At 46.9% G+C, this 15,489-nt stretch carries 9 protein-coding genes and 1 pseudogene; 4 read left to right on the top strand and 6 right to left on the bottom strand.

The features are described 5' to 3' along the window. Positions 1-3: 3 nt before the first annotated feature. From Xinn_RS07880 to Xinn_RS07860, 5 genes are all read right to left on the bottom strand, one after another. Entirely contained in the window at positions 4-4,617 is a 4,614-nt protein-coding gene (locus tag Xinn_RS07880; protein ID WP_099137635.1) for an RHS repeat-associated core domain-containing protein, read from the bottom strand. Positions 4,618-4,627: 10 nt separating this feature from the next. After that, the gene (locus tag Xinn_RS07875; RefSeq protein ID WP_280176138.1) at positions 4,628-4,933 is read right to left on the bottom strand and encodes a DUF4150 domain-containing protein; all 306 of its coding nucleotides are present in this window, start codon (positions 4,931-4,933) and stop codon (positions 4,628-4,630) included. 43 nt (positions 4,934-4,976) lie between these two features. Continuing rightward, the gene (locus Xinn_RS07870; RefSeq protein WP_099137634.1) at positions 4,977-6,191 is read right to left on the bottom strand and encodes a DUF2169 family type VI secretion system accessory protein; all 1,215 of its coding nucleotides are present in this window, start codon (positions 6,189-6,191) and stop codon (positions 4,977-4,979) included. Positions 6,192-6,206: 15 nt separating this feature from the next. Next, entirely contained in the window at positions 6,207-8,345 is a 2,139-nt protein-coding gene (locus Xinn_RS07865; protein ID WP_086955649.1) for a type VI secretion system Vgr family protein, read from the bottom strand. A gap of 732 nt (positions 8,346-9,077) precedes the next feature. Continuing rightward, positions 9,078-10,295 carry a tyrosine-type recombinase/integrase gene (locus tag Xinn_RS07860; RefSeq protein ID WP_086955651.1) on the bottom strand — a complete coding sequence of 406 codons (1,218 nt, stop codon included), beginning with the start codon at positions 10,293-10,295 and terminating at the stop codon, positions 9,078-9,080. 339 nt (positions 10,296-10,634) lie between these two features. Here Xinn_RS07860 and Xinn_RS07855 point away from each other — a divergent pair. After that, positions 10,635-11,848: pseudogene (locus Xinn_RS07855) on the top strand (tyrosine-type recombinase/integrase). Between the two features lie 222 nt (positions 11,849-12,070). After that, on the top strand, positions 12,071-12,283 hold the full coding sequence (locus Xinn_RS07850; RefSeq protein WP_086955653.1) for a helix-turn-helix transcriptional regulator: 213 nt from the start codon (positions 12,071-12,073) through the stop codon (positions 12,281-12,283). Positions 12,284-12,547: 264 nt separating this feature from the next. On the opposite strand, the gene Xinn_RS22660 is transcribed toward Xinn_RS07850, so the two are convergent. Continuing rightward, positions 12,548-12,739, bottom strand: a complete 192-nt coding sequence (locus Xinn_RS22660) for a hypothetical protein (RefSeq protein WP_071827930.1) — start codon at positions 12,737-12,739, stop codon at positions 12,548-12,550. 233 nt (positions 12,740-12,972) lie between these two features. Between Xinn_RS22660 and Xinn_RS07835 the strand changes: the two genes are divergently transcribed. Together Xinn_RS07835 and Xinn_RS07830 are read left to right on the top strand one after the other, a co-directional pair. Further along, on the top strand, positions 12,973-13,335 hold the full coding sequence (locus Xinn_RS07835) for a hypothetical protein (protein WP_086955656.1): 363 nt from the start codon (positions 12,973-12,975) through the stop codon (positions 13,333-13,335). 3 nt (positions 13,336-13,338) lie between these two features. Then, positions 13,339-15,489, top strand: a 2,151-nt coding sequence (locus Xinn_RS07830) for a toprim domain-containing protein (protein ID WP_099137633.1), incomplete at its 3' end; no start/stop codon positions are given.

The raw sequence follows: 15,489 nt of genomic DNA, 5'->3' as shown, positions 1-15,489 counted from the left end.
CTATCACTCACATTTGGTTATTTTATCTGGACAGATCCTGCCTTCTACTAAAATTTCTTTAGAAGATACGGCATAATTTGCGGCAGGACCTTTTAACCCTGCACTTGCTGCTTTTTCTGGGGTTGATACATCGACAATACTATGATTACCTTTTATATCGGGTACTACATCCTTAGTATCAAATTTCACTGTTATCTGACCTGGTGCACGATATTTCATAATAACGTCCAGATCAGTGGTCGTAGATATATATTGTGAACCTTTAAAACTAGGGTTGCTACCATTTCTAACATGCCCTGCAGGAGACATGTCTCTCCCCGGGTTTTTGGCCGATAATCCATCTTCCATTTTTTCATCTGGCCTTAAGTTTCTATAAACAACTTCTAAACCTAATGGATCGATAAAGTTAGTGGGATTATGGACATACGAATACGGATTAAATCCGCCAGCTAACCCTATCGGGTCGGGTGAGATATATTGTGCTGTGTCTGGATTATAGTACCTAAATCGGTTGTAATATAACCCACTTTCTTCATCTTCATACTGTCCTGCGAACCGTAGGTTACAGTTAACATGATAATCCGAATCATTGGACGCAATCACCTGTGAGCGTTCAGCTTTGCCCCATGTGGTCAGCCGCTGTGCCCAGACTGGTACCCCTTGTTCGTTGAGCATCTCGCGGGGCGTACCTTGATGGTCACTGACAACATAGTGTAGCTTGTCTTTTTCAAAACGTGCTGATGGGGTTAATGAACCAGGGACATATAACCAACGGATACGTTGACCTTCTGCTGGTGTAGCATCGGCGTAAATCGGTGTTTCTTCGATGAGTTGGTCACCGCTCCATAGGTAATTGTGCCCCATGATGGCATCAGCTCTCGGCTCTAAATCTGGTTTGCCTGCTAACCACAACTGTAAATTAATCGAAGCCAGTTTTCCGTCGTGAATTTTTAATTTTTGGAGTCGTCGTCCAAAAGCATCGTAGCGATACTGCCAGCGCGAGCCATCTGGGGTCTCACAGTAAATAAGTTGGTTTTGTATATTCCAGTGGTAGCGCCAGATTTGAGGGCGGAAGCCGTCATGGTGTTCGGTTTTTTCCACTAGACGCCCGTTATCATCATATCGATAACGGGTATTTCCTTGCTGAACGACGCGCCCGGCTTTTTGGTGTTGGCTGATTTGTGCTATAGCTCCTTGAGCATCGGTTGGTAAATGCTGGCTCAGGTTACCATTGTCATCATAGCAAAATTGCTCTTCATACAGGCGAGTGCCCTCGAATAGAGTATGCAAAATTTGGTCGTTGGCATTGTAATTGTAACGAGTTTGCCCCCAGCGGCTGTCGTCAATCACTTTCACATTGCGAGCGCGGTCATAGTGCCAGCTCCGGTTGACGGCAGAAGCTTGTGGTGGAAAATGCGGGTCATTTTGTGCCAGTGTTTCCCTGAAAAATTGGGTGGCCTGACCTGCAGACTGATGGGCCAGTAAACTGGCTGCAGTGTAGCGACTGGCTAGAATAAAACCGTTGGCACTTTCACGTACTGTTTCCCGCCCCAATGCATCATGCTGAAAGATCAGAGGTGTATGTTGGTTAAGTTGAAAGTGATTCAGACTCCCCGATAGGTTATAACCGAAATGTAGGATATTGCCATCCACACTTTCACTGATGGGGCGTCCGGTCAGCTCATCCCATTCACGAATGATTTCCCGTCCGTTGATACGCTCACGGATTGGAAATCCGATGATTTTGTCATATTCATACTCGACGATGGCATCGTCATTGGTAGCTTTCACTAATTGATGCCGTTTGTTGTACTCATAGGTGGTAGTGGTTTTAAGAACCAGAAGATTGTCTTTCGGCTGCCAACTTTCCTGTTTGACCAATAACCCCATGATGGAATAGTACCAGCGAAGCTGCTGGCCATCGGGATAGCTAGTTTGTATACGGCGCCCCAGTTTATCGTACTTATAGTCGAGGATACGCCCAGTGAAATCGATCTCCCGAATAATCTGGCCAGCGGCATCCCGCTCATATCGGTATATTTCGCCAGTGGAGGCAGTGACTGAGTTTAGGCGAGTCAGACGGTCATAGCCAAAACGTAGGGTTGTGCCATTAGGACGAGTGACTTGAACAAGCAGATCAAAAGCACCATACTGGTAACGAGTAGTACGACTTTCGCCATCAGTAATTGCTACCACGCGCCGTTCACTGTCATACTCCACTTGTTGGGTAACACCGTCCGGTAATTTAACTTCGGTCAGGCTGCCATTGAGGCTGGCATGATCATCGCTATAATGGTAGTGAGTTTGTTGTTTTAGAGCATCTGTGAGTTGGTGTAGGCGACCCAAGATATCCAACTCTAGTTCCGTTGTTTCTTCGTTCGGCATCATCACTGCGGCGAGACGGTAGTGCTTGTCATAGGCATAGTGCCAGGTCTGACCGTCCGGTAGCAGGCGTTGACGCAGTTCGCCGTGGAGACCGTATTGGTATTCTTCCTTGTGTCCCAGCGGATTGGTGAGTGTTGTCAGATTACCCTGTTCATCATAGTGCCATTGCCAGTTCTCGCCAGTAGGTAGGAGGCTTTCGATGAGTTGCCCGTGTTCGTCATAATCATATGTAAAGGTTCCTCCCGTCGGCAACACTACCTCGATCAACGCCCCATCAGCATTGTAATCAAAGGAGGTCATTTGTCCCATAGGATTGCTTTCCCACATTAGCAGACTGCCCCGCCACTGACGGCGCGTGATCCTCCCCAGTGGGTCCACTTCCCGTATCACTAACCCGTTCGAGTCATAATGGTAGTAAGTTTCACTCCCTTCGCCATCCAGATAAGTGGTAATACGGGCGTTGTCATCGTAGAGGAAGCTGTCATGCCAGTAGCCACTGGGAGAGGTGGTGCTGAGTACCCGGCTGCGTTCGTCGTAGGTTATTGTCAGGTCAGTCAGGTCGGTATCATGCCAGCGGATCATCCGCCCTTTGTGGTCATATTCATGCCACAGGTGTTTGTACTGGAAGGTATCACACTCGTTCAGATACCCTTGTGCATCATATTGGCAGGTTAGCAAACGTTTCCCGACAAATTGTTGATCGCAGATTTCATGCATATCGATGGTGTGGAGTTGTCCGTCCAGATAGTGCAGTCTTAACCGTAGACCGTCATTGCGGGTGACCTCACTCAACCGGGCGTGTTTATCGTAGATAAAACCAATCCGGTTCTGGCGTCGGTCAGTGATAGCAGACAATTTTCGCGTATTGCCTGACTGCAGGCTGAAGTGATACGTCAACTGAGCGCGGCGGTTGGTCAGGCACAGTTCTCCAGTCAGTTCGCCCGTCAGCAGGTAATGGGGAAGATTACGGTTACGGGACAAGACCCGGTTATCCGGTGTGGCATAGTCGTAGATAACGCCATCGATATGGGTATAGTGCACTTCCCCCTGACTGATAACCAGCTTTAGTGACCAGTCATCCGCCCATTTGGCACCAAACAAACCGTGTAAATCCGCTGTGGAGCGGTAGGTTCGGCTGAGGTTTATTGGCAATAAACCCGGGATGGCCAGTACCGGCCAGACTTGTAGGAAATCACCGGTGGCCATATCGACTGGATCACCCTCTTTGCTGCATAGCCCGCTGTCATTGCCCTTTTTTTGGTCGGACGGATTGGCTTTATCGACAGGCTTTTCTGTTTTGGGTTTTACTTCCGGGATGTCTTTCGGTTGGGCTTGGATTTTACCGCCAGCTCGGGATTTGGCACTTTTAACCACCGCTTTCGTACCTTGTTTGACTACGCCTCCTATTCCCGTTAACCAACCCGCACCATCCGCGATCAATGCCCCACCTTGTTCCGCTTTATCCGTGATGTCAAACCGGATGGCATCTACATGACTTAGCTCTACAACCTTATCGACAGCTTTATTCATTCCATCAGCAGCGGCAAGGGCGGTATCGCCTATCGTGTCAGCCCCCGCGTATTTCAATACCGTACCCGTTGAGGACATCATACCCGTGGACATCTCGGCTGCCCCTCGAATGAGAAATTCCCCCACATCAGGCACGGTATTCCACAACCCTTTTGCGGCACCTATGGTGGCCTTGCCCGGGTTATCCCAAGCCGCATCCAGTTTTTCTTTGGCTTCTTCCCCCCATTGTGTCACATCCTTTTTGGTCTCATCCCACCAGTCCCCTGCCCTGTCAAAAAATCCCTTTTCTTGCTCGGTTTCTGGTATCACGGCGGCATTCGCCTCATGCGGCGGATTCGTCCCCTGCGGTGCCTGACCGACAATTTTTCCTAACGTGTTGCCTTCACCGGTCGGGCTATCATCTCGGACGGGGGTGGGGAGGGCATCATTGGGCTTGGGATGCTCGTCTTCTTCTTTTTTTTCTTTTTCCTCTTCCCACTCCTTCAGTGGAAACTCCCCGCTTTTGAATTTATCTACCGCGTCTTGTACAACCCGCTTGAATTCCTCAGGTGTCCATGATGTATTTGAACCACCCACCTCACTGAAGGGGAAGATATTGTCCGAATATTTGAGGGCCTTTTCGGCTCTTTCTTGCGTATGAATGGTGAAATTTTCGCAAAATGCCTTGGCATTATATCCCGTAATCTCAATTATGACTGTCATCGCTTTTTCCTTATGCCCCGTTCATCCAGAATTCATCCCCGTGGCGCAGTACCAGTTTATTGCCTGCCCGGACGGTTTTTGTATGGGCTTTGGGATGGCATTTCGCTCCCACCGTGCCACTTTTAATACCATTGGCCACGCCCGGTTGGTCGCCGAGTGTCGATGGCACAAAGCTCTGGGCAAACACCACCACCGGCTGGCCATTGGCCCGCACGGTTTTCGCCGGTACGGAACTGTCTGCCAGTTTAGCAATGACCGGATAAGGGATGGGCGGGGTTGCCGGGCCAATTGGGGTCTTGCACACGTCGGGCAACATGCCGACGATGAGCCATTGGCCTGCGGTACGAGCGATGTAATTATCAGCCATCTTTTTTCTCCTCTTCCTGTGGAGCCATTTTGAGTAACGGGGCATCCGGGTTGATTTCAAACCGTGCTTCCGCCACGCGTACCGGCAGGGCGGTTTTGAAATTCAGGCGGCAGGTCATATGTAACGTTCGGGCTTCACTGTCGATAATGAGGGTATCGGTATGCATCGGCACCGGCAGCAAAATGCCGTTCTGCATCCGCAGCAGAATAAACGGGCGATGTCCCGGCAGGTTGATATGCAGTTCACCATTCGGCGTCAGGCCGCTTAAGGTGATGGCAATATCCGTGTCCGGCCAGTCAATTTGCTGGTCAGCCGGTGCGCCGTTCCAGTAGCGAAAATCAAAATCTTTCGGCAAATAGGGATGACGATGCTCTAACCAGTCCGCATCGTAAGTCCCGGCAAGCTGGCGGCGGGGCAACCAAGGGCGACCGACAAAGCCCATGCCTTGTGGCTGACTGGCGGGGGGATCGGGCGATAATGTTCCCGCCAGTTGAGCGGCAAAATGTTGCGCCGTGAATGGGGCATCCGGTCGGGTAATACGCGGTGCCGGATAGCGGGTGATTTGTTTGGCTTGTGCATACCACGGTGTGATAAATCCCATCCCCAGCGGATTGGCTTCACAGACGGCGTGTGCAATCGGCGCTTTTTCGCCATCCGGATGTTGTTGACGCTGTTCCGGTGTCAGCCGGTCATTTTCTTTAAGCTGTGCACCGGTTTTATCATCCGTCTGAATTTTGCATTCACCGCCAAAGGCGTAGCGGTAATCCAGCGGCAGTGTTACAAACGGTTTCGGGTCAGTCAGTTGCCAGTGGCCGTCAGCATCACGGATAAATTCCCGTTCACCGGTGACGGTCAGGGTTTTGTCGAGCAGAGATTGTCCCTGCTTGCTCCTGACCTGCAACCGGACAGGAAACGCAGTGCAAGGTTGGTTATCCGGCGCATAAGCTGTACCGTTGACAATCACGTCACAGCGCGGTTTAAACGGCGCAAGGTCACTTTCCTGTAATACCTGTGAGGCATTCATCAGCCCACGGTATTCATCCTGTAAACACAGCGGTGGGGCGGGGAGCAGTTCGGCGACATAGCCTTGTCCGGTGGGCATCAACTGGTAGCCAATTTTCATCACGACCACGTGATGCTCGACATCTTCCACATCGAGCATCGTGTAGTTTATCACCGCAAAAGGGGTCAGGTTACGAAATTCCATCTCAGTCTGTCTTCCTTAGTTCAGGTCGATATCTTTACCGGAGATTTGCACCGGACCGCTGGCCTCAAACTTGAACTCACTGCCCTGAATCGTGATTTTGCCGCTACTGTCCATACGCAGAACGCTTGCACCACATTGCAGTTCAATCACATCCCCGGCTTTGATGGACAGGGTATTGCCGACGACCACGGATTTGTGGGCACCCACCTGTTCGGTCTGGCTCAGGGCAATGCCCGTATTCATGGCTCCCCCGACGGTCAGGGCATAGGCGAGGCCGACTGTTTCTGTCCGCGTGAGGTCAATGGTGGCATTCTGATGCCCTTTGACCCTGACGGTCTGGTTTTTGTCCACGGTTTCAGTATGGTTAGCCAGTACCTGCGTCTCCCGGTTATTGAGCACTTTGGTCTGCATATCTTTTTGGGCATGCAGGGAAAGCCGTTCGCTGCCCTTGGCATCTTCAAACAGCAATTCGTTGTAGCCTTCACCCTTGTGGGTTTTGGAACGGAATGCCATCTGGGTTTTGCTGCCCGGCAAAGCCCCCGGCGGGATGTTGCTGGCATGGTAAGTCCGTCCGGTCACTATTGGCTGGTCGGGGTCGCCGTGCAGGAAATCCACCACCACTTCCTGCCCGATACGTGGGATAGCCAACATTCCCCAGCCCTGACCGGCCCAAGGCTGGCTGACCCGTATCCAGCAGGAGCTGTGGTCATCACTCTTACCGTATCTATCCCACGGGAATTGCAGACGCACGCGCCCATACTGGTCACAGAAAATTTCTTCCCCCGCCGGGCCGACCACCTTAGCGATTTGTGGGCCATCCATCACCGGTTTGGGCTGCGGTGCCGGACGCCAGTTCTGGTTCTGGCGGATAAAGTAGAAGTGACTGTGCAGTGTGGTGCCGCTGCCGCCGGTTGCTGTCTCCAGCGCACCCGGCTGGCTGCCGCTGTGGCTGGCAGAGACGGTCTGCCATGACTGGTTCAGATCCAGGCGTGGATGGTTACCCAGAATAAACAGTTTGCCCGGTTGTAGGGCAATCGCATTGCCGCTGCCTTGCCCCATCACCGCATCGCTGCGTAATGCCTCAAGACGGTAGCGGGTAAAATCTTTGCCATGCGCCTCGTCTTTGAAACGACCGGGGTAGTCGTAGTGCTCGTAGTACAGTTGTTGCAGGTTTTCATCCCGCATCTGCTGGTGAAATTCGGCTGGCCATGCCGGGTTTTTGAACGTGTAATCTTTCAGTTGCACCTGCGCCGGTCGCACCTGTGCGCTGTAGGTCAGGCTGCTGATGGCTGGTTCACCCAAGGTGCTGGCTTCTCCGGGCTGATACGGGATCATCATGCCCGGCGGTACAGAGCCGCAGTCGTCGGCAAAGACCAGTGTGTTGCGTCCGTTACTGCATTCGAAAAAGTAGAAAATGCCTTCTTCTGCCGTTAACCGTTGCAGGAAAGCAAAGTCACTTTCCTGATACTGGACACAGAATTCCCGTGCCGGATGAGGATGGCGCAGGCTGAAGATCACATCACGGATGCTGTGCTCTTTCAGAATGGTCGTAATGATGGTGGCAATATCCTGCTGCTGGAAAATACGCGAGTTCTGTCTCAGGGTGGTGCGCCACAGGTCAGGGCGGATAACCATCTGGTAGGTGGTTTGATGCAACCCGGTGTTACCCTGCTCAAAGCGGGCAACAATCCCTGTGATGCTGCGTTGTTCAATACCGTTTTGCAGAATAGTCAGCGTAGCAGTGCGATCCAGTACGGCCGGAAAGTCGATAGCCGGGTCGGCACTTGCCAGTCCCACGCTCAGGCTGAACGGCTGGGAAAAACTTTCGTTCAGGGTGAAATCCGTCACCACAAACGTCTGCGGTAATAAACCGCCAGCGGTCAGGGTAAATTGCAGGCCACTCGGGTCACGCCCGCCCATCAGTATCTGAGCCGCTTTTTCCAGCGCTTTAGTGGCTGTACTCTGCCCCCCGATTGCACGCGCTGCCAACTTCTGCCCGCCCGCAAAACCGCCCCCCGGCGTTAAAGCTGCCGCACCTGACATGCCGCCAGCCAATTTCCCCGCAACCTGTTTTGCTTTCTGAACCGCCGCTTGTCCCTGCTGAACAAGGGCTTGCCCTTTCTGCAATTTATCGATGTTTTTCTTTATTGACATGGTGTGTCTCCCTGAGATGGTCGAACATTATGTAATCGGCATCCCGCCTGATAGCAACGCAGGCCATAACATTCGGGTACAAGATTTAAATCTAACTCATATTGTTTCCGACAAATTCGCTAACTCAGGACGCAATACGTTGTTTTTCGATAATTTGATGGAACGCAATGTCCGCATATATCGGCGGACTCGTGATAAATAAAGAGGGAGCAATAATAAATAGCGGAAGAGTAAAGACCAAATTAAATCAAGTGAAATAAAAAGGGCATCCGGCAATGACAGTGTAAAAAGTTAAAATTATTGCCGTTTAAAAATAATGAGCTGAGATAACGTATATAGTTAGTGTACTCATCGCTTTATATTCATACAGTAAAATCATTCCCAACATAATGAATTGAATTTATTGTGAAAAATAAAATAACAATTTTGATAAACCCATGATCATTTAAATTTAGTGATGTAAATCACAAAAAAATATGGTTTTCGCGATGGTGTTTTTACTTTCTGATTTTTTGTTTAATGAAAAAATTGTAACCATAAGTAATGTATTTTTATTGAATGTATAAATTAGCTCTACTCATCTAAATAAAATTCAACATTGCGATGAGTTAAATACTAAATGGAAACAGATAAATTAATATTTTACATATTTAGCAATATAAGGATTAAATCAATTCAACTAACTTAATCTTGTGAGACAAGAGCTGGGATTTTAAAGGGCAATTATCTGCCCTACAGTGATAGTAACTGATTTTCCCATTGCACTATAATTTCCCGCTTTTCTTTCAGATAGTCGTAGCGATCGTAGTGTTTCGTTGAGACACCGGGTTTTTTATGGTTCTGTAATCTATCTCTCATCTCAGAACTGATCCCCATCTCTCCTGCAAGGGTCTTAAAGGTTCGTCTGATATCCCTTGGTGTAAACTTCTCAAAATCATAGCGAACGCAAAATTTTCGGATCTGCTTGGCATATTCAGCTGTGAGTAAATGGCCTTCTTTAGTCTGTCCGGGAAATAGGAATTCTGAATCTGGATATTGTTTGGCCTGACATTCTAATATTTCAGTTGCAGATTCACACAAGGGAATGACATGGTAATCCCCATTTTTTGAAATATGAGGTGGCACTGTCAGCGTGTTATTCTTTTTATCCCAGTTATCTTTTGTATTGGTCATTATTTCCCAAGGTCGTTGTCCAGCGGTGAAAATGCAAAGCAATATTAATCGTCCATAATCAGGGTGAATTGGGAATACTGTCGATGAAATACGAAACAGTTTCAGAATCTCTTTCATTTCATCCCATGATAAAAATCTATCTAACGCTTTATCCGCACCTTCTTGGCGTGGAACAATGGTCACGGGGTTTCGGTCAAGACCATAAACAACTTTCTCATTCAGTTTGGCTGGATCATTGTCCGCGAATAAACCAAAGTTAAATACAGCATGGAGATTGGCACGCACCTTGTTTGAGCCGGCAACAGCACCACGAGAGATAAATTCAGCCAATACTCTTTTAATATGGTCTGGAGTAATATCTTTTGCGGGCGTATTTCTATCAATGTGTTGGCTATCTAATACCTGATTCAGCCTGTACTGAGTTTTATCATAAGATCTCTTACCACGGCGTTTCTGATCGGCAATATAGTCATTGAATAGCTGTTCAATTGTGGCGTGATTTATGATGGCTTTTTCTGGGGCTGAAACATTAACGGCAGCATCTCGTGATTTAGATAATGCCTCTGCCAAAGAAAGAGCAGGAAAGTCACCTAAGTTAATGAACTTCTCTTTCCCATTCTTAAAATAACGATAAACAAAAACCTTTCTCCCTGATGGGTATGTTTTGACTCCTAACCTGCCAGTACCTCGTGTTGCTGATGCTTGCCATGTATAATAGGCTGAATTTTTGGGTTTCAGGCCTCGGATTTTACTGTCAGTCAATAAGGTACTAGCCATTGGAAATATCCTTCATTGCAGGTCAAGTAATGGGTCAAGTTATGATGAAATGATATGCAACTATATGAAACTGCGCAACCTGTAAAATCTATTTAAATCAACGTGATGAAACCTTGTGAAATCATAAGAAATTGTATGAAATCATAAGTTTTTGCCCTTCTAAGCCGTAGGTCACAGGTTCGAATCCTGTAGGGCTCCGAAGTCCACAAAACCCCAGTAAATACGTGCCGTTAGCCTTTTCCCATTCTCTCATAGTCTACTAAGGTATGTTGAAATCCATAGATCTCTGGGGGCATAATTGGGGGCATTGTTAGGTTCAATCAAAATGGATGCCCCCACATGAAGTTGACAGCCAGACAGATAGACACTGCAAAACCCAAAGACAAATCGTCAAACTCTCCGATGGTGGGGGCATGTACTTAGAAATCTTTCCAAATGGTTCTAAATGTTGGCGATTAAAATATCGCTTTGCGGGTAAAGAGAAGCGATTGGCATTTGGCACTTATCCTATCGTAACCTTGGCAGAAGCCAGAAACAAAAGGGAAGATGCCAAGAAAATATTGGCAAATGGCGATGATCCGGGTCTGGTTAAAAGGCAGGAAAAAAGAGAAAAAGCTCTCATCGTAAGTAACAGCTTTGAAAAAATCGCCCTTGAGTGGCACGCCTATAAAGTTCCTAACTGGTCAACGGGATATGCAGAAGACCTTTTAGAGGGTTTTACAAAAGATATTTTTCCTTTCATTGGTAAACTCGCCATCACTGATATCAAGCCATTAGACATGCTTACCGTCCTGCGAAAAATGGAACAGCGTGGCGTTCTCGATAAGCTGAAAAAGATCAGACAGGCATGTAACCAAGTTTTCAGATACGCAATTGTCACGGGAAGAGCGGAATATAATCCAGCGGCGGAACTGGCTGGCGCATTAGCAACACCGAAAGCCAAGCATTTCCCACATCTGAATGTCGATGAATTACCCGCTTTCCTACAAGCATTGTCCCTCTACAGCGGAAGTAAAATTACTCAAATTGCAACAAAGTTACTTCTGCTTACCGGATTGAGAACAATAGAGTTGCGCGCCTCTACTTGGTCAGAAATTAACTTCGATAAAGCAATTTGGGAAATCCCTCAAGAGCGTATGAAAATGCGTCGGCCTCATATTGTTCCCCTTTCTGAACAGGCTTTAATCTTACTAAAAGAGCTGGAAGCAATCACAGGCCGATTTAACTTTGCTTTTCATGGCAGGAATGATGCAAGTAAGCCAATGAGTGAAGCAGCTATTAATCAGGTTCTTAAACGCATTGGTTATGCTGGTCGGGCAACAGGCCACGGATTCCGTCATACCATGAGCACTGTCTTACATGAACAGGGTTATAACACTGCATGGATTGAAACACAGCTTGCTCATGTTGATAAGAACAGTATTCGAGGGACTTACAATCACGCCCAATATTTGGATGGCCGCAGGGAAATGCTTCAATGGTATGCCGACTACATGGATGCACTCGAACAAGGTGGAAATGTGGTGCATGGCAAATTTAAGAAACATGCTTGATTGAATTATCAATAATCATTTAATGTTAATACATAACTATTTATGGTTTTATATTAATCATAAATAGTTATTTTTGTAAACTGTAAGACATAATACATTCTTTGTATGAAACAAATTACTATTGTCATGTAATGAATTCATTTTACAACTTCGGTTTAATTACCCCTGTTCTAATAACGTCTAAAAAGAACCAATATAGATAAGCTAACAGGGGTAAAGTATATGTCAGAAACTATCACGTTTAAAGAAAGTCTCATTCGCTTACCAGAAGTGCAACGCAGAACGGGTTATAGTAAGGCATGGATTTACAAGTTGATTGAGGAAGATAAATTTCCGAAACAAGTCAAAATCGGTACTCGCTCAATAGCTTTTGTTGAATCGGAGATTGATAATTGGGTAGCCCAACGTATTGCTGAATCTCGCAATGGAATATAATTAAAAAATCAATATCACCAATTTATTCTAAGAGAAAAATATTATTTCAGCATAGATTGAAATATATAAAATTATGATAAAGAAAAACATGGTTAATAATCGTGATGGGCTTTTGTACGCTGAAAATAATGAATATTATATTTCCACTAACTATATAGACATAGATTGTTTCAAAAAAGAAAAGGATAACATGGGAAATGCTATCCTTGTTTTATTTAATGGTATAAATCAGTTTACTGCCTTGAATAATGCAATTTTCTTAGTTCAGCCTTTGGGATCTATACCTAATCGTTCTAATTCCTTACGCCCTAAAGTTTTAAGCCAGTTAGCTAAGCTCATTCCTGATTTTTGGGCTGCATCTTCAAATTGTTCTTTTAGTTCGGGAGTTATACGCATTCTAAATTGTGGGGATTGCCCATCACCTTTTGGGCTTTTATCTCGCTTTATCGTTGACAAGTGGTCACCTATTGCATTAGCCTTATCGATATTAGGTGGTCACCTTAACATGGTAAAACCTATAAAATCAACGCCCCCGCACAGTGCTACCAACACTGAACGAGGGCTAACCATCCACGATAACGACAGTATCGAGGTAGCTATGTTTCAATATACCTTTCTAAATGGAAAGGGCAAAGCCCGTTTACCTAAATTCTTCCCTATGTACCTTATCTCCATTGTGGAGGTGAGCCATGTTTAAGATCATTATCACCACCACAAATCAGCATACTCGCGAGATAAAAAAAGAAACAATCCGTTACAAATACAAGACCTTGCACGGTGCGGAGAAAGCCGCCATGCGTATTCGCCATTCTTGCATACCAGATGATAAATCCATCGACGTTGAAATAGTCAGAGTATATGAACGCCGATCACCTATTTCACTTTCTCAGGCTATGCACAATACGAGGCTGGCAACTTCTTTATTTGGCGTCATTCTCGAAAAGGCCAAAGATGAATGCTCTATCGATTTAAATAACTTAATTGCGCTGGCCTGTGATATCAATCAAGACGTCTATCACGCATTGTGTACGGCTGTTTATGGAGAGGAATAAATCATGAGTCAACGTTCCTCACAGCCTAAAAGCCCTATGGGAATCCGCCCGATAGACGTTATCCGAAGCGTGAAACAATCCGCCATGAATCACTGGCAAAGCCTGTTGCCAGCCTGCGGTGTTGATGTTCCGGCAAAAGGGAAGCATGGCTCTTGCCCGATATGCGGCGGTACTGACCGTTTTCACTTTATAGACGATAGCCATCATGGCGACTGGCATTGTCGCAAGTGTGAGCAACCCAATCATGGTGATGGTCTGGATTTAGTGGCAAGAGCCAAAGGTATCACTATCCTAACCGCCGCTAAGCAGATTGCTGATGTACTGGCAATGCCATTACCTGAACCTATATTCAAACCAGTTAAAGAACAGCCCCGAACAGTGAAACCCATTGCGGAACGGATCGCGGTACTGGTGGAAAAATCGATTAGGGGAGAATCTCAGTATTTGGTGAAAAAGGGGCTGCAATACCCCAATCAGCGGTTATTGCAGGATTCTCTATTGCTGATAACTCAGACACTGAACGGTACTATCACCGGCGCTCAGACCATCAAACCAAACGGCGAAAAACGCCTTGTTTCCGGCACGCAGAAGAAAGGAAGTTTTATTCCGGTATATGAAATTACCGGAACACCGGACACCATCATCATTACCGAAGGTTACGCAACAGCGCTAACTGTAAGCCAGTTGCATAATGGCGTGGTACTGGCTGCCATTGATGAAAGCAATTTACTGAATGTTGCCGAATTGGTCAGAAAGCAGTGGCCTGAATCGAAAATCATTCTTGCTGCTGACAATGACTGGCACGCACAAGGCGAACGGGACAAAAACGGCAAGCTTAAAAAGAATGTGGGCAAAATAGCGGCAGAAAAGACCGCTAAAGCGATTAATGGCTGGGTAACGTTACCGCCAACGGAATATAAAGCCGACTGGGACGATTATCGTCAGCATCACGGAATAGAGGCAGCAAAGCAGGCATTCAGCAACGGATTATATCAGGTTGGGGAGAAAAAACTCATGGAAGCAGAAGCGGTAGTGATCCACGAAACTAAGCCAAAAAAGGCCAATAACAATCTGGCACAAATGGCAGCCAGTCAGCGCGGGGCATTATTGGTTGAGCATTACAAAAAAATCGCGGTACATGCTGAAAGCGAAACGGTCTACCACTATAACGGTACGACATGGGCAACCGTATCGGATAATGATCTACGTCGCGCAATGGTGGCAATCTTTGACCAGCACGATACCCCGTACAGCCCAAACGGGATCAATAACGCTATCTGTGCCCTGAAATTACAAATTCCAGTCATTGGCGAACAACAGTCGGATTTAATTGGGTTTCGTAATGGTGTGTATGCGTTATCAACACAACAATTTACCCCGCACCAACCGGAACATTGGCTCATGAACCATAATGGCATTGAGTTTACCCAGCCTGCTATCGGTGAAAACTTGCCGGATCATGCCCCTGACTTTTATCGCTGGCTATCCCATGCGGCGGGGCAGAATGAAAACAAGATGAATCGCATCAAAGCGGCTCTGTTTATGATTCTGGCAAACCGTTATGACTGGCAGCTATTTATTGAGGTAACAGGAGAAGGTGGCAGCGGTAAAAGTGTGTTTACTTATATCGCTACCTTACTGGCGGGAGAACACAATACTGCCAGTGGCAATATGAGAGCGCTGGATGAAGCCAGAGGCCGTTATCAGTTTGTCGGCAAAAGCTTAATTACGCTGCCCGATCAGGTTAAATATGTCGGTGAAGGGGCAGGCATTAAGGCCATTACAGGCGGCGACCTGATTGAAGTTGACGGGAAATACGAGAAGCAATTTTCTACCATCATTAAAGCCGTGGTATTAGCCACCAATAACGAACCCATGAGCTTTACCGAACGCAATGGCGGCATTGCACGGCGGCGGGTGATATTCCCGTTTAATATTCCGGTCAAAGAATCCGAGAAAGACCCACAATTGCCGGAGAAAATCAGTCGTGAACTGCCTGTGATTATTCGCCATTTATTAACAGAATTTGCCGACCAGAATAAGGCTAAGAAACTACTACAGGCGCAACGCGACTCGAACGAAGCGTTAACGGTAAAGAGTCATTCCGATCCGTTGTATCGCTTTTGCGGTTATCTGGTATCTGTCAATGATACA

Origin of the sequence: Xenorhabdus innexi (assembly GCF_002632485.1) — a bacterium.
Classification (GTDB): Bacteria; Pseudomonadota; Gammaproteobacteria; order Enterobacterales; family Enterobacteriaceae; genus Xenorhabdus; species Xenorhabdus innexi.
The sequence above is the reverse complement of the archived record's forward strand: the minus strand, read 5'-3'. Positions and strand labels throughout refer to the sequence as shown.

Excerpts from the sequence above, each read along its gene's own strand:
- Xinn_RS07880 (WP_099137635.1), bottom strand. The coding sequence starts at position 4,617 with ATGACAGTCATAATTGAGATTACGGGATATAATGCCAAGGCATTTTGC.
- Xinn_RS07875 (WP_280176138.1), bottom strand. The coding sequence starts at position 4,933 with ATGTTGCCCGACGTGTGCAAGACCCCAATTGGCCCGGCAACCCCGCCC.
- Xinn_RS07870 (WP_099137634.1), bottom strand. The coding sequence starts at position 6,191 with ATGGAATTTCGTAACCTGACCCCTTTTGCGGTGATAAACTACACGATG.
- Xinn_RS07865 (WP_086955649.1), bottom strand. The coding sequence starts at position 8,345 with ATGTCAATAAAGAAAAACATCGATAAATTGCAGAAAGGGCAAGCCCTT.
- Xinn_RS07860 (WP_086955651.1), bottom strand. The coding sequence starts at position 10,295 with ATGGCTAGTACCTTATTGACTGACAGTAAAATCCGAGGCCTGAAACCC.
- Xinn_RS07850 (WP_086955653.1), top strand. The coding sequence starts at position 12,071 with ATGTCAGAAACTATCACGTTTAAAGAAAGTCTCATTCGCTTACCAGAA.
- Xinn_RS07835 (WP_086955656.1), top strand. The coding sequence starts at position 12,973 with ATGTTTAAGATCATTATCACCACCACAAATCAGCATACTCGCGAGATA.